The organism is Amycolatopsis sp. cmx-11-51 (assembly GCF_047608665.1).
Taxonomy (GTDB): domain Bacteria; phylum Actinomycetota; class Actinomycetes; order Mycobacteriales; family Pseudonocardiaceae; genus Amycolatopsis.
In genome coordinates this window covers 1,261,095-1,286,959 of record NZ_JADNQO010000001.1, presented here as the reverse complement: position 1 = coordinate 1,286,959, position 25,865 = coordinate 1,261,095, and the positions used below count along the sequence as shown (strand labels likewise).

26 protein-coding genes are annotated in these 25,865 nt (G+C 67.3%); 13 read left to right on the top strand and 13 right to left on the bottom strand.

Annotation, left to right across the window (positions count from 1 at the left end):
* Positions 1-90 precede the first annotated feature (90 nt).
* The 4 genes from tgmC to ACM6LU_RS06405 all read right to left on the bottom strand — a co-directional run bounded on the left by tgmC (position 91) and on the right by ACM6LU_RS06405 (position 3,110).
* Positions 91-1,275, bottom strand: coding sequence for an ATP-grasp peptide maturase system methyltransferase (gene tgmC, locus ACM6LU_RS06420; RefSeq protein WP_414936605.1), 1,185 nt, complete (start codon positions 1,273-1,275; stop codon positions 91-93).
* Positions 1,262-2,239, bottom strand: coding sequence for an ATP-grasp ribosomal peptide maturase (gene tgmB, locus ACM6LU_RS06415; protein ID WP_414936604.1), 978 nt, complete (start codon positions 2,237-2,239; stop codon positions 1,262-1,264). The genes tgmC and tgmB overlap by 14 nt, the downstream gene beginning before the upstream one ends.
* A 3-nt stretch (positions 2,240-2,242) precedes the next feature.
* Positions 2,243-2,566: a putative ATP-grasp-modified RiPP gene (tgmA, locus tag ACM6LU_RS06410; protein ID WP_414936603.1), complete on the bottom strand. Its 324-nt coding sequence runs from the start codon at positions 2,564-2,566 to the stop codon at positions 2,243-2,245.
* Positions 2,567-2,651: 85 nt separating this feature from the next.
* Positions 2,652-3,110: a hypothetical protein gene (locus ACM6LU_RS06405; RefSeq protein ID WP_414936602.1), complete on the bottom strand. Its 459-nt coding sequence runs from the start codon at positions 3,108-3,110 to the stop codon at positions 2,652-2,654.
* A gap of 461 nt (positions 3,111-3,571) precedes the next feature.
* On the opposite strand from ACM6LU_RS06405, the gene ACM6LU_RS06400 reads away from it, so the two are divergent.
* Both ACM6LU_RS06400 and ACM6LU_RS06395 read left to right on the top strand, forming a co-directional pair.
* The gene (locus ACM6LU_RS06400; protein ID WP_414936601.1) at positions 3,572-3,715 is read left to right on the top strand and encodes a hypothetical protein; all 144 of its coding nucleotides are present in this window, start codon (positions 3,572-3,574) and stop codon (positions 3,713-3,715) included.
* A 207-nt stretch (positions 3,716-3,922) separates the two neighbouring features.
* Positions 3,923-5,365, top strand: a complete 1,443-nt coding sequence (locus ACM6LU_RS06395) for an XRE family transcriptional regulator (RefSeq protein WP_414936600.1) — start codon at positions 3,923-3,925, stop codon at positions 5,363-5,365.
* A gap of 3 nt (positions 5,366-5,368) precedes the next feature.
* Here ACM6LU_RS06395 and ACM6LU_RS06390 read toward each other — a convergent pair whose 3' ends face one another.
* Genes ACM6LU_RS06390 through ACM6LU_RS06380 form a run of 3 tightly spaced genes read right to left on the bottom strand, consistent with a single transcriptional unit; the run spans position 5,369 to position 7,632 of the window.
* On the bottom strand, positions 5,369-5,926 hold the full coding sequence (locus ACM6LU_RS06390; RefSeq protein ID WP_414936599.1) for an NUDIX hydrolase: 558 nt from the start codon (positions 5,924-5,926) through the stop codon (positions 5,369-5,371).
* A gap of 11 nt (positions 5,927-5,937) precedes the next feature.
* Positions 5,938-6,105: a hypothetical protein gene (locus ACM6LU_RS06385; protein ID WP_414936598.1), complete on the bottom strand. Its 168-nt coding sequence runs from the start codon at positions 6,103-6,105 to the stop codon at positions 5,938-5,940.
* A 24-nt stretch (positions 6,106-6,129) separates the two neighbouring features.
* Positions 6,130-7,632 carry a recombinase family protein gene (locus tag ACM6LU_RS06380; RefSeq protein WP_414936597.1) on the bottom strand — a complete coding sequence of 501 codons (1,503 nt, stop codon included), beginning with the start codon at positions 7,630-7,632 and terminating at the stop codon, positions 6,130-6,132.
* A 22-nt stretch (positions 7,633-7,654) separates the two neighbouring features.
* On the opposite strand from ACM6LU_RS06380, the gene ACM6LU_RS06375 reads away from it, so the two are divergent.
* Positions 7,655-7,921 (top strand): HAD family hydrolase, encoded by a 267-nt coding sequence (locus ACM6LU_RS06375; protein WP_414936596.1) that lies wholly within the window; start codon positions 7,655-7,657, stop codon positions 7,919-7,921.
* Between the two features lie 131 nt (positions 7,922-8,052).
* Here the strand turns inward: ACM6LU_RS06375 and ACM6LU_RS06370 are convergent, their stop codons facing one another.
* Together ACM6LU_RS06370 and ACM6LU_RS06365 are read right to left on the bottom strand one after the other, a co-directional pair.
* Positions 8,053-9,135 carry an inositol-3-phosphate synthase gene (locus ACM6LU_RS06370; RefSeq protein WP_414936595.1) on the bottom strand — a complete coding sequence of 361 codons (1,083 nt, stop codon included), beginning with the start codon at positions 9,133-9,135 and terminating at the stop codon, positions 8,053-8,055.
* Between the two features lie 63 nt (positions 9,136-9,198).
* A complete protein-coding gene (locus ACM6LU_RS06365; RefSeq protein WP_414936594.1) occupies positions 9,199-9,744 on the bottom strand; it encodes a PadR family transcriptional regulator in 546 nt (181 codons plus the stop codon).
* A gap of 246 nt (positions 9,745-9,990) precedes the next feature.
* Here ACM6LU_RS06365 and ACM6LU_RS06360 point away from each other — a divergent pair, with 246 nt between their 5' ends.
* From ACM6LU_RS06360 to ACM6LU_RS06350, 3 genes are all read left to right on the top strand, one after another.
* Positions 9,991-10,404 carry a DUF5318 domain-containing protein gene (locus ACM6LU_RS06360; protein ID WP_414936593.1) on the top strand — a complete coding sequence of 138 codons (414 nt, stop codon included), beginning with the start codon at positions 9,991-9,993 and terminating at the stop codon, positions 10,402-10,404.
* 490 nt (positions 10,405-10,894) lie between these two features.
* The gene (locus ACM6LU_RS06355) at positions 10,895-13,261 is read left to right on the top strand and encodes a transglycosylase domain-containing protein (protein WP_414937105.1); all 2,367 of its coding nucleotides are present in this window, start codon (positions 10,895-10,897) and stop codon (positions 13,259-13,261) included.
* A gap of 382 nt (positions 13,262-13,643) precedes the next feature.
* Positions 13,644-16,187 carry a transglycosylase domain-containing protein gene (locus tag ACM6LU_RS06350; RefSeq protein ID WP_414936592.1) on the top strand — a complete coding sequence of 848 codons (2,544 nt, stop codon included), beginning with the start codon at positions 13,644-13,646 and terminating at the stop codon, positions 16,185-16,187.
* On the opposite strand, the gene ACM6LU_RS06345 is transcribed toward ACM6LU_RS06350, so the two are convergent.
* Positions 16,188-17,237, bottom strand: coding sequence for a Gfo/Idh/MocA family oxidoreductase (locus ACM6LU_RS06345; protein WP_414936591.1), 1,050 nt, complete (start codon positions 17,235-17,237; stop codon positions 16,188-16,190).
* Positions 17,238-17,293: 56 nt separating this feature from the next.
* Between ACM6LU_RS06345 and ACM6LU_RS06340 the strand changes: the two genes are divergently transcribed.
* Both ACM6LU_RS06340 and ACM6LU_RS06335 read left to right on the top strand, forming a co-directional pair.
* Positions 17,294-18,382 carry an ROK family transcriptional regulator gene (locus ACM6LU_RS06340; RefSeq protein ID WP_414936590.1) on the top strand — a complete coding sequence of 363 codons (1,089 nt, stop codon included), beginning with the start codon at positions 17,294-17,296 and terminating at the stop codon, positions 18,380-18,382.
* Positions 18,383-18,399: 17 nt separating this feature from the next.
* Positions 18,400-19,938: a glycosyltransferase family 87 protein gene (locus ACM6LU_RS06335; protein WP_414936589.1), complete on the top strand. Its 1,539-nt coding sequence runs from the start codon at positions 18,400-18,402 to the stop codon at positions 19,936-19,938.
* Here ACM6LU_RS06335 and ACM6LU_RS06330 read toward each other — a convergent pair.
* The 3 genes from ACM6LU_RS06330 to ACM6LU_RS06320 form a co-directional block, all read right to left on the bottom strand.
* Entirely contained in the window at positions 19,895-20,248 is a 354-nt protein-coding gene (locus ACM6LU_RS06330; RefSeq protein ID WP_414936588.1) for a hypothetical protein, read from the bottom strand. The two genes, ACM6LU_RS06335 and ACM6LU_RS06330, sit on opposite strands and share 44 nt — an antisense overlap.
* Before the next feature lie 44 nt (positions 20,249-20,292).
* Positions 20,293-20,802 (bottom strand): hypothetical protein, encoded by a 510-nt coding sequence (locus ACM6LU_RS06325; protein ID WP_414936587.1) that lies wholly within the window; start codon positions 20,800-20,802, stop codon positions 20,293-20,295.
* Positions 20,803-20,992: 190 nt separating this feature from the next.
* A complete protein-coding gene (locus ACM6LU_RS06320) occupies positions 20,993-21,772 on the bottom strand; it encodes a deoxyribonuclease IV (protein WP_414936586.1) in 780 nt (259 codons plus the stop codon).
* A 174-nt stretch (positions 21,773-21,946) separates the two neighbouring features.
* Here ACM6LU_RS06320 and ACM6LU_RS06315 point away from each other — a divergent pair, with 174 nt between their 5' ends.
* The 5 genes from ACM6LU_RS06315 to ACM6LU_RS06295 all read left to right on the top strand — a co-directional run bounded on the left by ACM6LU_RS06315 (position 21,947) and on the right by ACM6LU_RS06295 (position 25,806).
* Complete coding sequence (locus ACM6LU_RS06315) at positions 21,947-22,789, top strand: hypothetical protein (protein WP_414936585.1); 843 nt, start codon at positions 21,947-21,949, stop codon at positions 22,787-22,789.
* 122 nt (positions 22,790-22,911) lie between these two features.
* A complete protein-coding gene (locus ACM6LU_RS06310) occupies positions 22,912-23,805 on the top strand; it encodes a hypothetical protein (protein WP_414936584.1) in 894 nt (297 codons plus the stop codon).
* Positions 23,806-23,974: 169 nt separating this feature from the next.
* A complete protein-coding gene (locus ACM6LU_RS06305; protein ID WP_414936583.1) occupies positions 23,975-24,859 on the top strand; it encodes a hypothetical protein in 885 nt (294 codons plus the stop codon).
* Positions 24,860-24,959: 100 nt separating this feature from the next.
* Entirely contained in the window at positions 24,960-25,280 is a 321-nt protein-coding gene (gene rpsF / locus ACM6LU_RS06300) for a 30S ribosomal protein S6 (RefSeq protein ID WP_414936582.1), read from the top strand.
* 16 nt (positions 25,281-25,296) lie between these two features.
* Positions 25,297-25,806 carry a single-stranded DNA-binding protein gene (locus ACM6LU_RS06295; RefSeq protein ID WP_414936581.1) on the top strand — a complete coding sequence of 170 codons (510 nt, stop codon included), beginning with the start codon at positions 25,297-25,299 and terminating at the stop codon, positions 25,804-25,806.
* The last annotated feature ends 59 nt before the right edge of the window (positions 25,807-25,865 follow it).

Below are 25,865 nucleotides of genomic sequence, written 5' to 3'. Positions count from 1 at the left end.
GTCTCCTGCGGGGGATCAGGCGAATCTGTAGAACACATCACGGCTTATCCTCAGTTTCGAGATTGTTCCGGGGTGACTGCGCCTCATTTGCTACGTCGCAAGAGTCCAGTTGTGCGGCCCGTGCGGCTCGTCGAGCCAGGCCACGTGATGCCCGCGAGACACGGTGAGGCCGAACCGGGCGCGTTCCGGCTGTCCCAGTTCAGTCCACTCGGCGTGCGCCTTCTCGACCTCATCCCAGAGCCGCCGGGGACCGCCTTGCCGCACCATATGCACGCTGTCCTCGGTGGTCACGTGGCGCACCCAGGACCCATCGTTCTGAGCCAGCCATGTTTCGGGCAGGCCGCCACCGCTGGGTGTGAATCCGACAGATTCCCAGCCATCGCCGGGGATCGTGAGCGCGCCGAAGAACTCGAAGGGGTGGGCGGAGTCGGTGACCAGGTCGACCGGCAACGGGCTCGCCTTGCTCTCGCCCTCCTCCGGTCCGACCTCGCGTAGGGCTTGCTGCGCGGGCGCGGCCTGGTTCACGCGGACCGGCATGAAGCCGCCGTAGTTCGGTAAGAAGAAGCCTTCCGCGCTGTGATCCGAGTGCACGGTCAGCCGCGCGAGCAACCCGCCCCGGCCGAGTCGGTCGAGCGGAACGACGATCATGCCGCCGGTTCGAGTCTGCTCGATCCACGCTTGCGGGACCGATCGAAGTCCAACGGTAGCGATCACTCGGTCGTACGGTGCCCCGTCGGGCACTCCCTTCGAGCCATCAGCGGCGACAGCCCCCGGCTTGTAGCCAAGGGCCGAGAGCCGTTCGCGCGCGTGGTCGACGAGGCCCTCGTCGACATCGACTGTCGTTACTCGGTCCGAGCCCAACCGCTCGCAGAGCAACGCCGCGTTGTATCCCGTGCCGGTGCCGATCTCGAGAACCTGCTCGCGGCCGTCCAGGTTGAGCGCCCGCAACATGCGAGCCATCAGGCCGGGGGCACTGCTCGACGAGGTAGGCGGCCCCTCGACACGTTCGCCGCGCCTGGCCGCATCGACGTTCTTGTCGTCGCCTCCCACCTGCGTGACCAGGTGATCGACGCCGTAGACGCCGGCGAGCCACTCGTCGGCCGGTTCCTCGACCAGCGTCCAGCCTGGCCGGTCGCGACGCGACTCGAAGTAGTACGGCACGAATTCGTGCCGTGGCACCTGTGCGAACACGTTTCGCCACGCCGGATCATCGAGCGCGCCCGACTCGACGAGTTGCGCCACGAAGCGCACTCGATGTTCTTTACTGTCGGTCAAGAGTTTTTCCTCTTCCTTCTAAGGCATCCGCGAGCGCGGCCGCGATGGGCATACTTGTCTCGTCTTCAATCCATGCCCATTGACCGTTGGGGTTGCATTCCAAAAAGGACCAGTCGCCAGCCGGAGTGACCACGAAATCCAACGCGCCGAACCGGAGGCCGAGCAGGTCAAGCAGGGATCGCGCGCGACTACGCACGAAGTTCGGTGTCTCGATCACCGAGTAACTCAAGGCCGCGTAGTCGGTACGCCAATCCTCGGCGGCCTCGGCCGTTGCCGCATCGATTCGTGCGGCAAAAAATTCGTCGTCAACGACGGTTAGCCGCACCTCGTAGTGTTTCGGCACCCATTGTTGGAACATGTGCATGGTTCGGGCGATGTTCTCGTTATCGCATTGTTCGGCAGTCACCTTGCACGCGTAGGGAACCCGGTAACCCTCGGCGTCAGAAACTCCGCGGCTGGTAAACGGCTTGCTCACCACGTCGCCGAGTTCTTCGACGAACCGCCGCGCTTGCTTCGGATCGTTGGTGACGAGGGTTCGCGGTACGCGCAGCCCGCACCGCGCAGCGGCACGAAGCTGAACGGGCTTGTATTCGGCTAGGCCGATCTGGTGAGGATGGTTGAGCCAGGGCTCGACCGCGGCGAGCAGACCGCCGAAACCGAGCCGAGCCTGCGACGCCGCCCAGTTGCGTTCGGGCTCGCTCATCTCCGAGTGAAGATCGAAGGCCGTCGGGCGCCGGTAGTAGATGCCGGCGACGTCGTCGAGGTCGAGCGCACGCTGCGCGGTCCGTAGCTGTCCCGACCACGCCGCGCCGGACAACTCGGCGCCCACCGACATACTCTCGGGGAAGTCCGCGACGTCGCACCGAAACACCGGAACCTCACGACGGTTCAACTCGGCGACGACATAGTCGGCCGTCGGGTCGAACGTGTGTGTCAGGACAAGGACGGACCGCGCAGCAGTCACGGCTCAGTCCTCCCGAGCGTCGGTGTCGCTGTCCGGACCGTGTTGCCCGTCCGCGTTCGTCTGGGTGTTCGTCTGCCCGTCAGTGTGCTTGGCGAGCGGCACCATGTCGTCACCCTCCCGAATCAGACCGATCTGTCGATCGGAGTCGTAGCCGAGCCTGTCCGTCTCGAGACTCGTGCTTACCCGGGGTCGCACGGCGAGCGTGAGCCCGAATGGCCGCGCGTGAGACGGACGCTCGTCGCTCGTATCCACTGCTCCAAACGGTCGCCCGAGTGGGAAGTGATCCGACGCCGGGAAAGTCCCGACACCTTGCACCTCTGTTGGCATACCTGCCTCCTCTGCTTCTGTTCAGTCGGATACTTTCCGCCCTGACAGCCCACCAATTCGGCTCCGCCGTTGCATCCGCGTGTCATTACGCGGCCGCCAGAGCCGAGGCCGCGTGAGATCTATCGTCGTCGCCTTCCCCTTCTCTGAAACGAGGAAAGGACTCAAGCTCTCCGCTCACGCTTTTATATTCGAGGTCCTCATCAATCCAGCGAAAAGCGGCGAACTCTACCGTCTGATCAACGAGATGACGTCCCGAAGTTCGCCAGTACTCTTCGAGATATGGCCTCGCACCGATGAAGTCGGACGGGTAATCGTCATCAACGCTCAGCCCGAGACCATACTTATCGACTATTTCCAATTCGATTGGGACACAGATGACGTCACCCAACTTGACAACCTCGACGGGCCACACCTGAGTCTCGCGCGGCACGCCGAGCGCGTGTCGGCCCGAAATTGAGCCGAAAGCAAAACATCGCAGGAAAGCCACAACGCAAACCACGAGCGCCACGACGAAACCCGCGCCGACAATCGTAACGGTAGACATAGAACACCCCACAGTCAGAGGATGGCGAGTGCTACGCGCGAACTTTGGTTCGAGCACCAGGCGGGAGCCAAAGAGTGCCCAGAGTAGGGAGCACCAGCTTTGGAGCTTGGGGATTCGCAGGGTGCGGAAGGCGAAAGATCAACTCGTCGACGACCTCGACGACTGAGCCATCCGCGTACCAGACATAGTCTTTGCGCTCGAGCAAGTCGACGTCGTCCGCGAGACGGCGCCGACAGGCCGTCGCGTCGTCTTCGCCCCTGACTATGACCTCGTCCATAAAGGGCTCTTCCCACCCTCGCGAGAACAACATCATTTCGGGTTGTCCTGGCGAACCGGCAAGTTGGATAGCTCGAAAGTTGCGGGAGACCAGCTCTTTAAGGGCGTCTTCACTCGTCCACATGATCTTCTCCCTTGAGTGCGACCACGTACACGTCGGCGGCCGCAGCGATGGAACGTGGCGAATGCGGAGGGCCGAGGGGCCCACGCTCCGCACCCGCCACGAATTCGAGGGGATCGCCGGACATGCCTTCCGGCTTTCGGTCGTCGCACGGTTCGGCCGACTCCTGCCCGACAAGGAAGCGAGCACGGTCTCGGCCGCGACGTAGCGCCGCGTGGCGTTGTTACCGTGCGCTACCTCGTACATGCACTGAGCGTCCGCCGAAGACCTCCCGCGGAAAACGACAGCGACGCATGAGATCCGGCAGGTACAGCGTCTTAATGCCGGATTCCATACATGCCCCGTATGGAATCCGCGACATAGCGTGGTGAGTCACATACACTGCGCGTTGAACGGCGGACGAGGGGTGACCAGGGTGCGGAAAGCAGCGCGAACCTGCGAGGCGTGCGGCGCACGACTGGCTCGCGACCGCGTAAGCGACCACTGCGGCATCTGCACTCGCCGGCTGATCTCGCATGTAGCGCGGCCGCAGCCGGACACGTTCTGGGAAGCGGACAGCATCCGCACCGCCCTCAAGGCGCGTCACTTCGGCTGGTTCTTCGCGGCCTACCGCCAAGAGCAGAATCCCCATGTCTCGCAAGCCTCGCTCGGCCTGTGGCTCGGTCTCACGCAAGTGCAGGTGAGCCGACTCGAGGCTGACGACGCTCGGCCTCCGAGCGACCTGCGCAAGCTCGAGCGTTGGGCGAGGGCTCTGCATGTGCCGCGCTCGCTGCTTTGGTTCAGCTTTTCCCATACGCTCGAAGAATCGGCCGAGCCGAGAGTCGCGGTTAGCCTCGAGGCCGTGCAACGGCGACAGTTTTTCAAGACCGCAAGCGTAGGCGTCACTGCGATTGGCGCGTCATTGCTTGGCTCAACCCCCGCGGCCGCCTCTGGACCGCCTAAGCCCAGAAGTACCGACGCCGAGATCGTTCGTCACATGACGGAGACGTTCCGCCAGCTCGACAATCGTTTCGGTGGCGGACACAGCCGCGGAACGACTTCAATCACCAGCTACCTGACATCGAGCGTAACGCCGATGCTGAACGACACGAGCAGGACGACCGCGACCCGGAACGAACTGTCCGCAGCCGCCGCCGAGTTGCACCAGGTCGCCGGCTGGAGCGCTTACGACGTCGGCAACGCAGCGGAAGGGCAACGGCACTTGCGCGAGGCGTTGAAGCTGTCGCAGGACGCCGGTGACGACGCGCTCGAGGCGGAGATGCTCGCCGCCATGTCGCACCACGCCGCTTTCAACCAGTCTCGCGACACCGCCGTCGATATGGCGCTCGCGTCAAGGCGAACGGCGAAACGATCCGGCTTGGTCGCACTGCAAGCAGAGGCAGCGGTGCTGGAGGCTCACGGCCAGGCGCTCAAGGGAAACACAGATGCGTGCTTCGCAGCACTCGGCGAGGCCGAACGCGCCTTCGAGCGGTTCGTGCCCGGCTCTGGGCCGGCGTGGCTGAGCTACTTCGACAGTGCCTACCTGTCGGCCAAGTTCGCTCATACCTTCCGCGACCTCGGCCATTCTGTGGAAGCCGAGCAGTTCGCCCGTCGGTCGCTCAGCATGAGCGACGGGTACGACCGAGGCCGGTTGTTCAACACGGCACTTCTCTCGTCGATCCTCGCTGATCAAGGCCGCGTCGACGAAGCGTGCGCCGAGGCGACGAAGGCGGTGCGGATGAGCGAGAACGTCCGGTCGATCAGGGGCGGCGCCTACCTCGCAGACGTTGGTCGGCGCCTTTCTCCCTACCGGACCGACCGCCGGGTGCGCACCGTCTACGCGCAGATGAGCGCCGTTGGCGTTCCCACGCCGGCGTAGGGCTCAGCGGTAGAACGCGAGCACGTGAAGTAGCGCGACCTGCGACGCAGCGCCGACAATCTCGCCCTTGGTGATGCGGTCCCGGACCGTATCGAGCGGAATCCACGCGACCCGCTCGGCTTCGTTGATGTCTTCGGGCTCGCCGATGTACTCGGACCGTCGAGCCACGTACAGCAGGTTCTCGGCGTCAGCACTGCCGACGATGGGCTGCAACGAGCCGAGCGGCTCGACGTCGAGCGGACGCCAGCCGGTCTCTTCCTCGACCTCGCGCGCCGCGGTAACCGCGGGATCTTCGTCCGGGTTGACGTAGCCGCCGGGCAGCTCCCACACCCACCGATCGATGATGAATCGGTGCCGCCAAAGCATGAGCACCCGATCTTGACCGTCAAGAACAGCCATCATCGCGGCCGGGCGGATGCGAAATACCCACTGCTCAAAGGTGACCCCGTCGGGCAGCTCGACCGAGGCGATGCTCACGCGGTCGCGGCGTGTGTCGTCGACGAGTCGCTCGCCGTGGATCTTCCAGCGCGTCAGCTCTTGCCCGTTGGGCTCCGTGGTCACGTGGGTAGATGCTACGGCGAACCTTCGGCGTCGCAGAGTGCGCTAGCCGACCGGGCCGGGTTCAGAAGGACGGCGAGCCGGTCGCGCTGCTCGGTATCAAGCGGAGGCGCCTCGGCGACAAGCCGGTCGATGTACTTGTCGACCTCGGCGCGCTCCGCCGTTCGCGTGCTGCTCGTCATACACCGACGATCGCACGCCACGTGTCACGCCGCGGCGCGCTCTTTCCATTCAGTACGCACCGTCTCGGGCGAAAAGTAAAGGCCGCTCGCATGGCGACCGGGCCGGGTCTTGAGCACGGTCACCGAGAGCATTGTGTCAAGGATGGCTCGGCGCCGACCGACACTGAGCCCGTCCGACCGGTCCAGCTCGGTGCCGAACCAGACGTCGGCGACGTTAGGCGCGCCAGCGACACCGGCGAGTGGATCAACCTGCGCGGCGGCGATGACGTCGTGCTCGATGGCGTCGAGCCGCTCACGCGACTTGAGGGTGCCGGTACGCAACTGCGCCGCGGTGATCGTGCCCTCGGCGAACATCGCCGACAGCTCGTCGAGCCGCTGTCGCATCACGTTCGCCTCGTTGTGCATCGCGACCGTGTCGACCTCTTGTGCTCGATCACTCGCGACAAGTAGGTCACGTGCGTCGGGCTGGGAAAGTCGAGCCACGAGCAGCCTCTCGACGAAGCTGTCGAGCGACTCCGCGTGCCGGACGACATGCCGAACTCCGTTCTTAGGCAGCGGACTACCGCACTTGTACCCGCGGTAGTCGGAGCGCGCACCACGCCCGATCTTCATTCCTGGCCACTCGCACACGCCACAGATGTAGAGACCGGTGCCGAGCCACTTCACACGATTGTTTCCGGCGTTCGTGAGCCGCCTGGGGTCCGTGAGCAACGCGCGAAGCGCGTACCAGGTTTCTTCAGGCACTATCGGCGCCCACACGGCTTTACCGACGATTTCGCCGCGGTAGACCGACAAACCCGCGTTCCTCGGACGCAGGAGCATGTCACGGTAACCAGGCGTATCCCATTCATTGCCCTGTGAAGTAGCGATACCCCGCCGGTTCGCGTCCATGACCAAGCCTCGAACGCTTCCGCCCGCGAGGACGGTCTCGGTGCCCGCGATGATCTCGGCCGCTTCCTCGAAGCGGACAGTCTCGCCGTCGGGCTCGAAGCCGAACGGCCGCAACCCTCCGTTGTACTGGCCTTTCATGGCGTTCTGGTGCATCGCCGCACGGATGCGATCTGCCTTGTGTTCGCTCTCGAAGCGGGCGACGGCACCGAGTTGGCGAGCCACCATCCGCCCCGCGGGGGTCGACAGGTCGAGGTGCCCCGCCTTGACGGTGTACGTCATGCACCCGACCGGCTCGCACACCCCGATGTAGTGCTCGAGTTCGACGGGGGAGCGGTGAAGTCGGTCCGTGTGCCAAGACGTCACCGCCGTACCGCGCTGGCGCGTGACGTCGTCGAGCATCTGGAGGTAGTCCGGACGCTTCTTGCCCGAGTAGGCCGAGATGTCGTTGTCGGCGTAGACGCCCGCGAGTCTTAGCCCAACACGCTCGAACAGGTCGCATTGATCCTCGAGTTGGCGGACGACCCCCATGCCCGCTCCGACTCGGTCCATGGAGATTCGCGCGTACATGAAACTCGGTTTGCCGTCGCGCTTCGCCAGGTCGAATAGGCGATCGAGCAGCGAGTCGGGAAGGGTCATCGTGGGAGGAAGCCGAAGTGCCATGAGCCAGGTATGTCATGAACGTGGCACCAGGAAGCCGGCGCCAGACGTGTACTTGCGGGCGGCCGAGCTGCTGGGCGCGGAGCCGAAGAACTGTGCGGCCGTGGAGGACACGACGAACGGGCTTCGCGCGGCACTGGCCGCGGGGATGACGGTGTACGCGGTGCCGAATCCGCACTTCCCGCCGGATCCCTCGGTGCTGGCGCGGACGACGGTGCTCGAGAGGATCACGGACCTGCCGGAGGCGCTTCAGGCACCGCTGGGCTGAAGCGGGCTTTTGGGCCGGGCCTCCCTCTGACGGTCTCCCGCTCGGCTCGCGGATGCCGCCAGACGCGATGAACGGGACTTTCATCGCAAAATTTGCGATGAAAGTCCCGTTCATCTCACGCTAGCGGGGGCTCACGCCTCGCCGGCGATGAAACGTTCCACCTCGTCGCGCGCGGTGGCGTCGTCGTACTGTTCCGGCGGCGACTTCATGAAGTACGAGGAAGCCGAGAGGATCGGACCGCCGATGCCGCGGTCCTTCGCGATCTTCGCGGCGCGCACGGCGTCGATGATGATGCCCGCCGAGTTCGGTGAGTCCCACACCTCGAGCTTGTACTCCAGGTTCAGCGGCACGTCGCCGAAGGCGCGGCCCTCGAGCCGGACGTAGGCCCACTTGCGGTCGTCGAGCCACTGCACGTAGTCGGACGGTCCGATGTGGACGTTGCCCTTGCCGAGCTCGCGGTCGACCTGCGAAGTGACCGACTGGGTCTTCGAGATCTTCTTCGACTCGAGCCGCTCGAGCTCCTTCATGTTCAGGAAGTCCATGTTCCCGCCCACGTTGAGCTGCATGGTCCGGTCGAGCTGGACACCGCGGTCCTCGAACAGCTTCGCGAGCACACGGTGCGTGATGGTGGCGCCGACCTGGGACTTGATGTCGTCACCGACGATCGGAACGCCCGCCGCGCGGAACTTCTCCGCCCACACGGGGTCGGAGGCGATGAACACCGGCAGCGCGTTGACGAACGCCACGCCAGCGTCGATGCACGCCTGCGCGTAGAACTTGTCGGCGTCTTCGGAGCCCACCGGCAGGTAGGAGACGAGCACGTCGACCTCGGCCTCGCGCAGTGCGGCGACGATGTCGACCGGGGTCTCGTCCGACTCCTCGATGGTCTCGCGGTAGAAGCGGCCGAGACCGTCGTAGGTGTGACCACGCTGCACGGTGACACCCAGCGGCGGCACGTCGGCGATCTTGATGGTGTTGTTCTCGCTGGCGAAGATCGCCTCGGACAGATCGCGGCTGACCTTCTTGGCATCCACGTCGAACGCGGCGACGAACTCGATGTCGCGGACGTGGTACTCGCCGAACTCGACGTGCATCAAACCGGGCACGCGGGTGCTGGGATCCGCGTCGCTGTAGTACTGAACGCCCTGGACCAACGAGGCCGCACAGTTGCCGACGCCCACGATGGCCACCCGAACGCGGCGGTTCTCGCCCATGCCGGTTTCTCCTTCAATTCGTCCAACAGTTGTAGGTAGTGCCCAGCGGGCACGGAGAGCACCTCAGGTCTCCGGTCCGCGCTGCTCGGCCTGTTCGTGCGCGATCAGCTCGTTGAGCCAGCGCACCTCCCGCTCGCTGGACTCCAGCCCGAGCCGGTGCAGCTCGCGGGTATAGCGGTCGATCTTCTCCTCGGCCCGCGCCATCGCCGTCCGAAGTCCTTCTCGGCGCTCCTCGACCCGACGACGACGGCCTTCCAGGATTCGCATCCTGACGTCGGCCGGCGTCCTCGAGAAGAACGCCAGGTGGACGCCGAAGCCTTCGTCGTCCCAAGTCTGCGGGCCCGCGTCGCCGAGCAGCTCGGCGAACCGTTCCTTGCCCTCGGCGGTGAGCTTGTACACCCGCTTGCCCCGACGGGCCCACACCCGGTCTTCCACCTCTTCGAGCTCCTCGACGAGGTATCCGGCGCGGAGCAGCCGACGCAGGGTCGGGTAGAGCGAGCCGTACGAGAACGTCCGGAACATCCCGAGCGTCTCATGCAAACGTTTGCGCAGCACGTAACCGTGCATGGGGGTCTCGTGCAACAGCCCCAAGATCGCGAGCTCGAGCACACCGCACCCCCTTCCGGGAACAAACCGCGACCGGTCGCGTTGGCCACCGAGACCGGTTCGGTCAACCTACCGGTCCACTATATCGCGCCGATACATCGAAGTGGTGTAGCTAACCCCGATCGAGTGCGGGAGCACCGACGAAATTCACCGGAGAGTTATCGAATCGTCGGCGTGTCCGACCGCGCACGCACTGTCCCGCCAGGAACAGGGCGTGGACCACACAGCAAGAGCCCGTACTCTGTTGACGTGCGAAACCAGCGGCAGGTCGTGGACTACGCCTTACAGCGGCGCGCGCTGCTCAAGGGCGTCCACTCCGGGCGGGTCGGCACATACGACGTCTGCGACGCGGGTCCGTACCTCCTGCGGGCCGCGAAATTCCACGGACGACCTGGTGAGCAGGACTGCCCCGTCTGCCATCGGGAGGAACTGACCCTGGTGTCCTGGGTCTACGGCGACGAGCTCAAGCACGTCGCCGGATCCGCCAAGACGCCGGACGAACTGGCGCGGATGGACGGGCTCTTCGCGGAGTTCACCGTCTACGAGGTCGAGGTCTGCCGGAGCTGTCACTGGAACCACCTGGTGCGGTCCTACGTCCTCGGAACGGGAGATCCTGGAACCACCAGGCCACGGACCCGGTCACAGAGGACAGCGGGTCAGTGACGGGTATCGAAAACGCAGTTGACCACAGAGCGGCGTTCCCCGAAGCGCCGGTCTGGGAGGCCCATTCGTGAACGACGACCGCAACCGCTCCTGGCCAGGCCAGGAGCCTGATGCACCTCGCCGTGCCCAATGGCCGGGTGAAACCGACGATCCCGGCTGGCCGGGCGAGGAACCCCCGCGCCGCCCGCAGCGCCGGACACCCCCGAACGGCACCCCCCGCTCGGCGGCCCCACACTCCGTGGATCCCCGGTGGCCGGGCGGTGACGGTGGCGGGCCGGAGTGGCCGTCCGACGAAGAACCGCGCCGTCCCGCGGCCCCGCGCCGCCCCAACGGCATGCCTCCGCGCAGGCAGGGACCCCCGCCGCCGCCCGCACGAGGTCCCGTCGGTGCCGGAACCCAGCGTTCCCAGCAGGGCGCCGTCGGTCACCGTCCGCCGCCGCCTCCGCCCGGCAACCGGCGTCCTCCCGCACCGGCCGATCAACCGACCGCGCTGGTCCGCCCGGTCGAACCGGATCCGTACGAGCGCGAGCCGGACCTCATCACGCACCACGCGCACAACGGCACCGAAGACCCGTACGACGATCGCTATGACGATCGTCACGAAAGCGCGGCGCTCGGCGCCGAGGGCGACGACCAGTACGACGAAGAACCCGCCGAGGACGAAGACGGCGACCAGAAGAAGGTCCTTACCCCGAAGCAGCGCAAGAAGCGCCGCTGGAAGCTCGTCCGCCGGGTGCTCTACGCGATGTTCGGCCTGTTCGTCGTGGTACCGGCGATCGCGTTCGTCATCACCTACTTCCTGGTGGACGTCCCGTCACAGGAAAGCATCGCGACCCTGCAAAGCCAGCCGATCACGCTGACGTACGCCGACGGCAGTCCCATGGGCAAGATCGCGCCTGCCAGCGGCGGCAGCCGGTACCTCCTGCAGCCGGGCGAGATCCCGGACGCGGTGAAACGCGCCGTGTACGCGGCCGAGGACTCGTCGTTCGAAACGAACTCCGGCTTCGACGTCGGCGGCATCCTGCGCGCGGTCTACAACAACGTCACCGGCGGCCAGGGTGGCGGTTCGACGATCTCCCAGCAGTACATCAAGAAGGCCACGGCCAACGAGGCGCCGACGCTCACCCGTAAATGGACCGAGCTGGCTAAATCCTTCAAGATGAACAACCAGATGTCCAAAGAGGAGATCATCACCGCCTACCTCAACACCATCTACTTCGGCCGCGGCGCGAACGGCATCGAGGCGGCCGCGCAGGCCTACTTCAAGAAGCCCGCGAAGGAGCTCAGCTCCGCCGAGGCCGCTCTGCTCGCCGGCCTGATCCAGGGTCCGAGCAAGTCCGAGAACGACGCGTACGCGCAGCGACGCTGGAACTTCGTGATGGACCAGTTGGTCGCGAACAAGTGGCTCGACCAGGGTCAGCGCGCCACCGCGGAGTACCCGAAGCCGATCCCGAAGGCGCAGGCCAAGGCCGAGGACGCCGGGACGCTGAGCCTGCACATCCGCAACCGGGTGATCGACGAACTCGAAGCCCGCGGCTACGACCAGGACCGGCTGCACCAGGGCGGTTTCAAGATCACCACGACGATCGACCCCAAGGCGCAGAAGATGGCCGAGGAGTCCGTCGCCGAGGGGATGAAGGGCCAGACCGACGAGAACATCCTGAACGCGCTGGTCGCGATCGATCCCAAGTCCGGCGGTGTGGTCGCGTACTGGGGTGGCCCGGACTGGACGAAGAACGCGCAGGGCCAGGACGTCCAGGCCATCGACTGGGCGAACGTGCCGCACAACCCCGGTTCGGCGTTCAAGGCCTTCGACCTGACCGCGTTCCTCAAGATGGGCAAGGGGCTCGGCGAGACCTTCGACGGCTCCAACAACCGGAAGTTCGACGGCCGCACGATCCGGAACGCGGGCGAGAGCTCCAACTGCGGCACGCAATGCACGGTCGCCGAAGCGATGAAGGTGTCCGCGAACACCGTGTTCTACGACATGGTCCGCAACGAGACGAAGATCGACCCGGTGGCGAAGGCCGCGAAGGAAGCCGGCGTGATGGTGGAGGCCGACGGTGGCAAGGCGAAGCTGAGCCCCGACATCAACATCGCCCTCGGCGGTGGCGGCACGGTCACCACGGCCGAGGACATGGCGGCCGGGTTCGCCACCTTCGCCGGTGAAGGCGTCCGGCAGAAACAGCACTTCGTCGCCAAGCTGGCCAACTCCCAGGACGAGGTCGAGTTCGACGAGACGACCCCCAAGGGCACTCCCGCCTTCAGTGACGACGCCGACAAGAGCAAGCAGATCGCCGGCAACGTCACGGACGCGCTCGAAGAAGTCATCCCGTATTCGAAGCTGAAATGCCCGAAGGGTCACGACTGCGCGGGCAAGACCGGGACGCAGCAGTACGACTTCAAGGACAGCGACCCGGCGAGCTACCGCGACCGCAACGCGCAGACCTGGATGGTGGGCTACACGCCGACCATCTCGACCTCGGTTTGGGTCGGCGGCGACGGCAACAAGCCGCTGCACGACAAGAGCGGCAAACCGGTCTTCGGCCGGACGATCGCCGGTCCGATCTGGGAAGACTTCATGTCCCGGTACCTGACCGGCAAGCCGTCGGAGAAGTTCGGCAAGGTCAAGCCGATCGGCAAGGACGCACGTTACGTGCCGACGACGACGGCCCAGAAACCGCCGGAGAAGTCGACGCCGCCCGAGACACCGTCGACCACCCCGACGCCGACCACCCCCACTGAGCCGCCCGAGACGACCGAGACGAAACCCACGAAGCCGACCAAACCCTCTTGGCCGACCAGGCCGGGGCCGGGTACTTCGGATCCGTTGTTCCCGAACGCCGAAGATCCGTGATGACCGGGCGAAGCGACTGAAGAAGGTGTGGCGGGCATTGGCCCGGCACACCTTTTTCGTGGTAACCGATGGCCATGACCTGCGGGGGCACCGCACGGACCGGGCGGTGACCGCCGGGCATCCGGGGCGATCTGTTCCGGCGTGAGGAAGTGATCGTCCGGGACATCGTCGCCGACCGGACGACGCCTCAAGTGAGTCATTTCCAGCTCGACGTGCCACCCGGCGACGCCGGGCCCACCGGCTGGTGGCTGCCGGGCGACGGTCCGGCACCCCGTTCTTTCGTCACACCGATGAACCTGAACCGATTTGATACGTCTTAACTAGAAGGAGACCTGCGACCGCAGGACCGCGCTCACCCACGAAAGGTTCGGAGGACGTCAAAGTGAACGACGATCCCCACGGCGGATGGCCAGGTCAGGACCCTGACCCCGCACGTCGTCCGCAACGCCCGGCCGGACCACCCCGCCGTCCCGCCGGGGGCCCGCCCCCGGGATACGGGCAGCGAACGGGCCCCGGCCAGCAGGGCCAGGGGCAGGCGCCGTGGCAGCGACAGGGTCCACCGCCGCAGCCCCAGCAACCGCCGCGACGTTCGCAGCGGCCGCCCGTCGCGCCGCAGCACGAGCCGGACCTCATCACGCATCACGAGCACAACGGCACCGAGCACCGCTACGACGCGGATCGCGGCTACGAAGAGCCTTACGAAGACGACCAGTACGAGCAGGAGGTCGGCGAGGACGGGAAACCGATCCTCAGCCCGGCACAGCGCAAGAAGCGCCGGTGGAGACGGATCCGGCGAGTGCTGCTCGCGCTGTTCTGCCTCTTCTTCGTCGTCCCGGCGATCGCGTTCGTGATCACCTACTTCATCGTCGACGTCCCGTCGCCGCAGACCATCGCGGCCAAGCAGGGCCAGGCGGTGACCTATTTCTACGCCGACAACACCGAGATGGGCAAGGACGTACCCAAGGGTGGCAACCGGCAGATCCTGACGCCGGAGCAGATCCCGGACATCGTCAAGAAGGCCGTCATCGCCACCGAGGACGCCTCCTTCGAGACGAACTCCGGCTTCGACGTCGGCGGCATCCTGCGCGCGGTCTACAACCAGGTGACCGCGGGCAAGGGCGGTGGTTCGACCATCTCCCAGCAGTACATCAAGGTCGCCAGCGGGGACGACGAATCGTCGCTCACCCGTAAATGGACCGAACTCGCCAAGTCCTTCAAGATGAACCAGACGTACGACAAGAAGGACATCATCGCGGCGTACCTGAACATCATCTACTTCGGCCGTGGCGCGTACGGGATCGAATCGGCCGCGCAGGCGTTCTTCGGCAAGCCCGCGGGCGAACTGAACGCGTCCGAGGCGGCACTGTTCGCGGGTCTCATCCAGCAGCCGGGCCGCTCGGAGAACGAGAAGGTCGCGAACGAACGCTGGAACGTGGCGCTGAACCGCATGGTGCAGAACAACGTCCTGTCCGCCGCGGACCGCGCGAACCTGCAGTTCCCGACGCCGATCCCGCAGACCGACAAGCAGCAGGCCGGGGTGGTGAACCCGTTCATCCGCGACAAGGTCAAGGAAGAACTGGCCGCGCACGGTATCACCGACGACGTCTACTACACGGGCGGCTACAAGGTCTACACGACCATCGACCCGAAGGCGCAGGCCGCGGCCGAGCAGGCGGTCGCCGACGGGATGAAGGGCCAGACCGACGAGAACCTGCTCAACGCGCTCGTCGCGGTCGACCCCAAAACCGGTGGGGTGAAGGCGTATTACGGCGGCCCGTCCATCGTGAAGGGACCGAACGGCCAGGATCTCAAGGGCCGTGACTGGGCGAACACGCCGCAGAACCCCGGATCGTCGATGAAACCGTTCGACCTCACCGCGTACCTGAAGTCGGGCAAGGGCGGCATCAACTCGACGTTCGACGGGTCCAACAACCGGCAGTTCGGGAAGCAGACGATCCGGAACGCCGGACCCGGCAGCTCGTGCTCGGCGCAGTGCACGGTGTCCGAGGCGATGCAGCGTTCGGCGAACACGGTGTTCTACGACATGGTCGCCAACGTCACCAAGACCGGGCCGGTGGCCGAAGCGGCCAAGGAGGCCGGGGTCAAGCCCTCGCCCGAAGGCACCGCCGAACTGTTCACCGGCGACAACAACATCGCCCTCGGCGGTGGCAAGACGGTCGTCAGCCCGGAGGACATGGCCGCCGCGTACGCGACCTTCGCGGCCGATGGCCAGCGGCGGACCAAGCACTTCGTCGCCAAGGTGACCAACTCGCAGGACGAGGCCGCGTACTCCGCTCCGGAAGAGGCGAACCCCGCGTTCTCCGACGACGCCGACAAGAGCAAGCAGATCGCCGGCAACGTCACCGAGTCGCTCAAGGGTGTCATCCCGTTCTCGAAGCTCAAGTGCCCCAACGGTCACGAGTGCGCCGGCAAGACGGGAACCCAGCAGCACACCTACCGGTCGGGCGAACCCGCGTCGGCGAAGGACTCCAACTCGCAGACCTGGATGGTCGGCTACACGCCGTCGATCTCCGTCTCGGTGTGGGTCGGCGGTGACGGCGACAAGGCGCTGAAGGGCAGGAACGGCAAGGCGATCTTCGGTTCGACGATCGCCGGGCCGATCTGGCAGAAGTTCCTCTCCCAGTACCTGAACGGGAAGCCGGGGGAGCGCTTCGACAAGGTCAAGATCATCGGCGGGGGCGACAACACCAACACCGTCCCGTCGACGCAGACCCCGCCCGACGACAACGAGGGCACCGGCGAGACCGGGACGCCGTCGACCGGACCGTCGACCGGACCGTCGTCCTCACGGAACGAGGAGGACCCGCCGTCCAGCTCGCGGAATCCTCCTTCGTCCAGTGAGAACAACGGCGAAGTTAACGGCAACGGCAACGGCCGCGGTGGCGGCCGGGGCGACAACGGCTAGCTAGAGGGTGACGACGCGCCGCTCGGCACCGGAAAGGTGAGCGGCTTCGATGACCCGGAGCGCCTCGACGGCTGAGGCGGGATCGACCGGGAACTCGCCTTCGCCGAGCAGCGCGTCGCGCACCCGTGCGTAGAAGTCCTCGTAGCGGCCGACCTCGGTGGGGACGGTTTCGACATCGTCGTTCACGCCGAGCAGGCCGGCGTCCGACGCCGGTTCCACGGCCCAGCCGGGGTCGCCGGGCCGGAGCCCGTCCTTGATCTGCGGCTCTTGGACGTCGAGGCCGTACTTCGTGAACGTCGCCTTGTCGCCGAGCACGCGGAAGCGCGGGTTCCGGGTCCCCGCCAGCGCGGACGCCCACAGGTGCGAGCGCACGCCGTTGGCATGGTGGAGGGCGACGAAGACGTCGTCGTCGACCGACACCCCGGCACGGCGCTTGTCGACCTCCGCGTAGACCTCGTCGACCGGGCCGAACAGCTGCAGCGCCTGGTCGACGATGTGCGCGCCGAGGTCGTAGAGCAGCCCACCCGCCTCGGCGGGGTCGCCGAGTTCGCGCCAGTTGTCCCGCGGCTTCGGCACCCAGCGGTCGTAGCGCGACTCGAAGCGGAAGACGTCGCCGAGACGGCCCGCGTCCACGAGCTTCCGCACGGTCAGGAAGTCCGAGTCGAACCTGCGGTTCTGGAACACCGTCAGTCCGACGCCCTTGGCCTTCGCGGCCTCGACGACCTTCGCCGCTTCGGCCGCCGTCGGCGCGAAGGGCTTGTCGACTACGACGGGCAGACCCGCCTCGATCGCCCGAAGCGCGAGCGGGACGTGCGTGCGGTTCGGCGTGCTGACCACGACCAGATCCAGGTCGTCCGCCTTCGCGAACAACGCGTCCGCGTCCGGCAGCACTTCGGCGGCCGGATGGTCGGCGCCCGCCTGCCCGGCCCGATCCGGGTTCGAGGTGACGATGGCGGCCGGGGTCAGCCCCGGCGTCGCGCTGATCAGCGGGGCGTGGAAGACGCGCCCGCCGATGCCGTATCCGAAGATCCCCACTCGCAAATCAGCCATGCCCCCTATTAAACAACAGTGTTGCGTAATCAGCCAGTCGTGGCAGGATGCGCGCTATGCCGGAGACCGGGGTCAATCTGCGCGGCCTGCGCCAGCACAACCGAACGCTGCTGCTCACGCACATCCTGCGCGCGGGCGGCCTCAGCCGCGTCGAACTCGCCGAACGCACCCGGCTCACGCAACAGGCCGTCTCGAAGATCGTCCCCGAACTGCTCGAAGCCGGCCTGCTGGACGAGGAACGCCAGCCCGCGTCCGGCGTCGGCAAGCCGCGCACGCTGCTGCGCGTGCGCGCGGACGCCCGGTACGCACTCGGCGCACAGCTCGACCGGGACTCCTTCCGGGTGCTCAGGACCGACCTGACCGGGATGGTCATCGCGTCGCGTGGCGGCCCGCTGTCCCCGGGATTCACCCCTGACCAGGCCGTTTCCGCCGTCGCCGAAGCGACCGAAGCGCTACTCGACGGTGTCGAGCGCCAACGCGTACTCGGCCTCGGCGTCGGCGCCGTCGGACCGCTCGACCACCGCGAGGGGCTCGTCCGTGACGCCACGAACATGCCGGGTTGGCACCACGTCCCCCTGCGCGACCTGCTCGCGGAACGCACCGGGCTACCCGTGCGGCTCGACAAGAACACCAACGCCGCCGCCTTCGCCCAGCACTGGACCGAAGGCGGCCAGGTCGCGACCGCCGTCGTGCTCGTCGGCACCGGGATCGGCGTCGGCCTGCTGATCGACGGCAGGCTGTACCGCGGGCCGCGTACCAACGCGGGCGAATTCGGGCACACGACGCTCGCCTTCGACGGGCCGCGCTGCGCGTGCGGGCGCCGCGGCTGCGTCGAAGTGCTGCACAACGCGGCGGCGACCACGGAGGAGGCGGCCGGCCTGCTGGGGATCGGGCTCGCCGACCTCGTCCAGGTGCTCGACCTCGAACGTGTCGTGCTGGCCGGGCGTTCGGTCCGCGCCGAGCCGGAGATCTACCGCGAAACGGTCGCCGCACGGCTGCGGGAACTGCTGCCTTTGCCGCACTGGCAACGGATCCAGGTCGATCTCGACGAGATGGGCGATGACGTCGTCGCGTTCGGCGCGGCGGCCGAGGTACTGGCCGGGTTCTACGACAGCGGCGATATCACCGGGTGGTCACCCGGGTAGGCGCTAACATCCGCCAAGTGTCCGGCCAGACGACCCAGCCCGAGGCCCCGCTCTCCCTCACCCCCGGCGAACGGGTCATCCCGAGCTGGAACGAACCACTCGTTGCCGCCGCCACCCGGCCGATCGGCGGCCCGCTCGGCGAGCACGCGGCCGTGGGGCGGCACTGGTTCTGGTCGCCGCAGCGCGTCGGACTGCTGCTGGCCTGCCTCGCGCTGCTGCTCTCGTGGTTCGGCAAGGCGTCCTGCATCCAGGAGTACACCGACGACTCCGGGACGCACCAGCTCGATTGGCGGGCGGGCCGCCCGTTCGTCGCGATGTGCTACTCGGACATCATCCCGCTCTACAGTTCCGAGCGGCTGAACGATCCGGACACCTTCCCGTACGTGACTTCGTGGACCGAAGACGCGGGAACGGCGAAGGAGACCACGCGGTACATGGAGTACCCGGTCGCGACAGGGCTGTTCCAGTGGATCAACGCGAAGCTCACCGAGGCGTGGCTTTCGGTCGCGAAAGCCGGCTGGCTGCCCAGCGCGCTCCCGGTCGCCGTCTACTTCAACATTTCGGCGCTCTGGCTCGCGCTGGCCTGGCTCGTCACCGTATGGGCGACCGGCCGATCGCTGAAACGCCGTCCGTGGGATGTCGCGCTGGTGGCGATCTCGCCGCTGGTGCTGGTGCACACCTTCACCAACTTCGACGCCATCGCGACCGCGTTCACCGCGACCGCGCTGCTCGCCTGGTCCCGGCGGCGGCCCGAGGTCGCGGGATTCCTGCTCGGCCTCGGCGCGGCGGCGAAGCTGTATCCGCTACTCCTGCTCATCCCCCTGCTCTTCCTGTGCCTGCGCGCGGGAAAGGTCAAGCAGTGGGCGCTCACCGCCGGGCTCGCCGCGGCGACGTTCGTGGTCGTCAACGTCCCGTTCGCGCTCACCGCGCCGACCGGCTGGTGGGAGTTCTTCCGGCTCAACACGGTGCGCCCGATGGACCCGGACTCGCTCTACAACGTGATCTCCCACCTGTCCGGCTGGGCCGGTTTCGACGGGAAACTCACCGCGGGCGAAACACCGGTCGTGCTCAACTTCATCGTCGCGGTGCTGTTCCTCGCCGCTTGTGCCGGCATCGGGTACGTCGCGCTGAAGGCGCCGCGCCGTCCGCGGCTCGGCCAGCTGGCCTTCCTCGTGGTGGCCGCGTTCCTGCTGACCAACAAGGTATGGAGCCCGCAGTACTCGCTGTGGCTGGTGCCGCTGGCGGTACTCGCGATCCCGCGCTGGCGGCTGCTGCTCGGCTGGATGCTCATCGACGCGCTGGTCTGGGCGCCGCGGATGATGTACTACCTCGGCGTCGACAACAAAGGCCTGCCCGATGACTGGTTCCTCGGCACCGTCGTCGTCCGCGACCTCGCGGTACTCGGCCTGTGCGCGCTGGTGATCCGCGACATCTACCAGCCGCGCACAGACCCCGTCCGCCTCGCCGGGGACGACGATCCCGTCGGCGGCTTCCTCGACGGCGCACCGGACGCTAAGCGCGCTTCAGCACCTCGGGCCCAGGACGTTCCAGCTTGAGGTGCCTGCCGAAGTCCTCGGCGCCGAAGTCGTCGATCTGGACGACGACCTCGTCGGGCGAGGTCTCGACCAGGCGGCAGGCGAACCAGCTGTCGCCGTGCTTGACCGACCAGCGCTCGGCGAGGACGGCCAGGCCTTCGGCCTCCAGCAACGCGACGGAGTCGTCGAACGCCGCGGGCCCGCCGAGCGGGTAACCGAAAACGGTCAACGCCTGCCAACGAGTCTCTGCCTGCCGACGAGTTTCAGGCGAGGGGACGACGTAACCGACGTGCTCGCCGTCCTCCGCCCGGTACACGGTTCGATTCTTCATGCGGATCAGGTTCGACCCTCCCGTGGCGTGAGGGTCAAGCCGATTCAGCGGACGGTGTAGCCGCCCGTGCTCGTCCGGAAGAACGGTACCGGCCCGGTGCACGGCAGGACGTCGTGCTCGATTCCGCCGTAAGCCCAGCTCCAGCCGATCCGATCGTGGCCGCGCGGCTCATCCCGCACCGAGAAGCCGACTCGGCGGCCGACAACGTTCACCGGGAGGCCGGGGATGTCGGCCCGTTCGATCACGCCGGTCACGATGGCGAGGTCGCCGGCGCTGGAGACGCAGTCGACCCTGCCGTCGAAGTCGGCGACGAGTTTTCCGTCCTTGGTCAAGTGGTTCACGTGGAACCGGCCCGAGGACTTGCCGGGTTCGCCGAAGGCGGCGAAATCGAAGCGGACCGGGTCATTGTCGTAGCCCGGGAACGTCAGCGGTCCGCCCGCCGATCCCAAGACGACCGAACCCCGCTCCGGCGCCGCGCTCGCCTGCGTCGCGCCCAGCGTCGTCGCCGCGACGGCGAGTACGGCGGCGGCGGTGATCTTCGACTTGATGTTCATGACTTCCCTCCAGTGCCAGGACCGTCCTGGTGGGAATGAGCCTTCCGTCCCGGGCCCGCCCTGCCCTCCCGCTGAAGAGGGAACGAACTCCCGCTTGAGTGGTCCGCGCGCACGGCCTTCCTGCCCCGTCTGACGCAAGTAGTCCTCTAGTTGCGATTTGAGCGCGACTAGAGGACTACTTGCGGCGGGGTCAGGCGGAGGCGACGCGTTCGCGGACGTAGGCGATGTCGGCGGCCTGGCCGTCGGCCGGGGTTTCGACGATCACGGGAGCGCCCGCCTCGGCGGCGACCGCGGCGAGCACCTCGGGGTCGATCGTGCCGTCGCCGCCGACGACGTTGGCGTGCCGGTCCCTGGTGGAGCCGAACTCGTCGCGCGAGTTGTTGAGGTGCACCAGGTCGATCCGGCCGGTGATGGCCTTGACCTTCTTGACCGCCTCGGTCAGCTCCCAGCCCGCCGCGTACGCGTGGCAGGTGTCGAAACAGAAGCCCGCGCCGAATTCGCCGACCTTGTCCCAGAGCCGGGCAATCGTGTCGAGGTCACGGGTCATCGCGTTGTCGCCGCCCGCGGTGTTCTCGATCAGGATCGGCACCGCGAAACCGCCCTTCTCCTGTTCACGCTTGAAAAGCTTGCGCCAGTTGACAAGACCTTCTTCGACGTCTTCCGAAGAACCGACATGGCCGCCGTGCACGACCAGTCCCTTCGCGCCGATCTCCGCCGCGCCGTTCGCGTGCTGCGTGACGTTCTTCCGCGAGGGGATGCGGATGCGGTTGTTCATCGACGCGACGTTGATCAGATACGGCGAGTGGACGAACACCTCGACGGGCGATTCTTTGATCGCTTCGCCGTGCGGGTGGGGTTTGGGAGCCTTCCAGCCCTGCGGGTCGGAAAGGAAGAACTGGAGGACCTCGGCGTCTCGTTCGGCGACCGCGGATAGGGGGTCGTCGTCACGGACATGGGCACCGATTTTCATATTGGAAGAATCTACGCGGAGCGAAGCTCTTCCGTTGAGGGCGGTGGCGAGGCGGAAGGCGGAGATCACCCTCACCGGTTTCCCCCGTCGCGGACCGGATGGTCACGCTCGTGGGGTAGCGTGAGCGCGTTCCGTTAAAACCGCGTTGGGTCTGAGGGGCGGAGGACGAGCTCGATGGGGAAGACTGCCGGGCGGATCACGGCTTTGGGTTTCGCACTTTCGGTTTCGGCCGCACTCGCGTTCCCGACGATCGCGATGGCCGCAGAACCGAATCCGACCCTTTCCGGCGACTGCGCCGCGACGCTGCAGAACGGGAAGTCCGCCAACGGCCTCGTTCTCGACGCGGGCGCTCCGCTCAATTCGCCTGAGGCGCTGACCGTCGGGCTGGACTCGAAGGCCAAGACCGCCGCGGGCCGGAACCCGCTGCTCTCGCTGCCGGTCGGCGACCTGGTCAAGGCGACCGGCCTCACCGACAACGCCGTCGGCGACCTCGCCGCGAAGGGCGTTTGCCCGGTCGCGCAGGGAACCGTGAACGCGGTCGGCAACCTGACGCAGGGCGTCATCGAAGAGGTCCCGGGTGGCCCCGAGATCCCGCCTGGTCCGGGTCCGGGTCCGGGTCCCGGCCCTGGTCCGGGCCCCGGCCCGATCCCGCCGGACCCCGGCCCGAATCCGCCGCAGCCCGAACCGCCGAAGCCGGGACAGCCCGGCGGACCGAGCAGCGAACTCCCGGTCGAAACCGGCCCTGGCTCCTCCACCGGCATCGGCGGCGACTCGATCGCCGGCGTCATCAGCAACGCGGCGCTGCTTCCCGGCAACTTCGTCCAGGCACCGGTGATCACCGAGATCGTCCCCGGCGAGGTACCGCCGCCCACCGTCGACGACAAGGACACCGGCAACGCGCAGGCCATCCAGGCGCCGGTCGCCCCGGCCAAGCTGCCGCTGCTGCTCGCGGTGCTGGCGCTGGCCGTCGTCGCCGCGGCGCTGGTCCGCGCCTGGCTGCGGGGCAAGCCCGCCTGATTTCACCGTCAGTGACGCCCGCTCCACTCGAATGCCTGGCCTCTTCGGGTGAGCGGGCGTTACTCGTCTCCCTCAGCGTCGTTATGCAGGTAGGTGAACCCGACGACGGAGGAGTCGAAGGCATGCGCGAACGGACACGGAGGGCGACCGCCCTGGGTGCCTCGGCCTTCATTCTCGCGGGCTCGGCCGCCCTCGCCATACCTGGCACGGCCGCCGCCGCCGAGACGAAGACCGCCGCCTGCGGCGGATCGGTGATCGCGAAACCCGGCGACAGGATCCTCGGGAAGACGCCGTTGCTCGGCATCCCGCTGGACCTCGGCCACGCCGGACCGGTCTCCGGAGTGCTCACGGGCACGATCAACGCGCTGCTCGGCACGGTCTGCAAGGTGACGGTGACCGTGGTGAACGCCGTGATCGCGCCGGTCCCGGTCGTCGGCGAACCCGCCGCGGAAGCGTTGAACGGCGCCGTCACCGGCACCACCCAGGCACTGACCGGCGGCGGCAAGCCCGCCCCCGGCACCCAGCCCCAGCCCGGGAAACCCGCCCCCGGTACGCCCGGTAGCGGCGGTCCGCAGACAGGCGGACCCGGCGCCCCGGCGCAGGGCGGCAACCCGGCGACCGGCCCGGGCATCCCGGCGGCGAACAGCCCGCTGCTGCCCGGCACCTTCACGCCGAACTTCGGCGGCCTGCCGTGGGGCGTCAGCACGGGCTACGCCCCGATGCGCGACTACAGCTCCATCCCGATGGCGATGGCCGGTCTCTTCAGCCCGTCGCCCGGACTGCGTTACGGCGGTCAGATCCCGGGTTACGCGCCGCAGTTCGGCATCACGACCGAAAACCAGACCGGTGATCCGGATGTCCAGAATGCGGGACAAGCCGAGGCGCTACCCAGCGCGAGCGACGGATTCACTCAGGACGGGAAACTTCCGCTACTGATCGCCGTTTTGTTACTTTCCGGGGTCAGCGCGGGCCTGGTCCGCACCTGGGTCCTCCGCCGAATGGCCGCTTCAAGTTAGTCCTGCCTCCATCCATGCCCCCGCCACCACCCGCAACGGAGAGCTACGCTCCCGGCTCTCCAGTATCTTTCTGGTCACCCCCTCGTTATCCCCGTTGGTAGTGCTTTTCTCTCGGGGTGAAAACCTGACGCACTGCCTCACGCCCCCACCGACCCGGAGGATCGCGCTCGTGCGGAAGACCACCATCTGGCAGACCACCCGCAACGCGCTCACCGTCACCGCACTCGCGGCTTTGGTCACCGGTGGCGCGTTCCTGACCTCGGGCACCGCCTCGGCGGCGACCACGCTGGCGAACGCGTGCAGCGGCACCGTGAACGGCGGGATGGGCGACACCGTCGCCATCACCGGCGGCTCGGTCAAGGAACTGGTGCGGGCGGGCGCGCGGGAAGCGGGCACGCTGGCCCTCTGGGACGTCGCCGCGGACGACATCGCCAAGGTCAACAGGATCGACATCGGCGCGGTCCCGAACGCCGCGGGCGGCTCGGTCGACGGCAAGGCCATCGGCGCGGCCGTCAAGCAGGCGGTCAAGGAGACCAAGTCCTGGGGCCTCGGTCTCGACCCGAACAAGACGCTGAACTCCATCGAGCACAAGGTCGCCGGCAGCTGCGGCCTGACCACGGTCGCCACGAACTACGTCGCCCCCGCGCTGCCTGCCCCCGGCACCACCGCCTCGCAGCAGGGCGGCACCGGCGGTGGCACCAACGGCACCCCAGCGGGGCCGAATCTGCTGCCCGGCGGCAACGGCAACGGAACCGGCCACGCCCCGCCGCGCGACTACGGCAACCTGCCGGTCGCGCAGCCGGGTGTCGCGGTGGCGCCGGGCGTGCGCTACCCGGCCAACAGCCCGCTCCCCGGCGAGGGTGGCCCGCAGTTCGGCCTCCCCGGTGCGCCAGAACAGAACGGCGACGTCCGCAACGCGGGCAACGCCGAGGCGCTCGCGACCGACGGCATGCCCGGCGGCGACGTCCAGCTGCCGATGCTGCTCGCGGTGCTCGTGCTCGCCGGGGTGACCGCCGCGCTGGTCCGCACCTGGGTCCTGCGCCGCGTCTCCTGACCTGAGGCGAAGCCGCCGGAAGCCGCCAGGTACGCTTACCTGGACAAACCCTCCTGCCACGGACAGTCCGTGGCCGCGAGCCCATAGGAGGTGAGTGGTTGTGTCACGCCATTACGAGGTAATGGTCATCCTGGACCCCACGCTCGACGAGCGTACGGTCGCCCCGACCCTGGACAACTTCCTCAACGTGATCCGCACTTCCGGCGGAAGCGTGGAGAAGGTCGACGTCTGGGGCCGCCGCCGTCTGTCGTACGAGATCAGGAAGCACGCCGAGGGCATCTACGCGCTCCTCGACCTGAACTCGACGTCGGAAGCGGTCAAGGAGCTGGACCGTCAGCTCTCCCTCCAGGAGACCGTGCTCCGCACCAAGGTCATGCGCCGCGAGATCAAGCCGGCCAAGCCCGTCGCCGCCAAGGCCTGAGCCGAAGGACTTCCCGATGGCTGGAGACACCGTCATCACGGTGATCGGCAACCTCACGTCCGACCCGGAGCTTCGCTTCACCCCTTCCGGTGCGGCGGTCGCGAACTTCACCGTCGCGTCCACCCCGCGCACGCTGGACAAGCAGTCCGGTGAGTGGAAGGACGGCGAGGCCCTGTTCCTGCGCTGCAACATCTGGCGTCAGGCGGCCGAGAACGTCGCCGAGTCGCTGACGCGCGGTGCGCGAGTCGTCGTGCAGGGGCGCCTCAAGCAGCGGTCTTTCGAGACCAAGGAAGGCGAGAAGCGCACTGTCGTCGAGCTTGAGGTCGAGGAGATCGGCCCGTCGCTGCGCTACGCCACCGCCAAGGTGAACAAGGTCAGCCGTGGCGGCGGCGGAGGCGGCGGCTTCGGTGGAGGCGGCGGCGGTGGCGGTAGCCAGTCCGGCCCGCCCGCCGACGACCCGTGGGGTTCCGCCCCGCCCGCCAGTGGTGGCGGCAGCGGTGGCTTCTCCGACGAGCCGCCCTTCTGATCGACAGTCGCATCAGGTGCGTCCACCGCGGGCGAAAGCTCCGCGAGACGCCTCGAGAC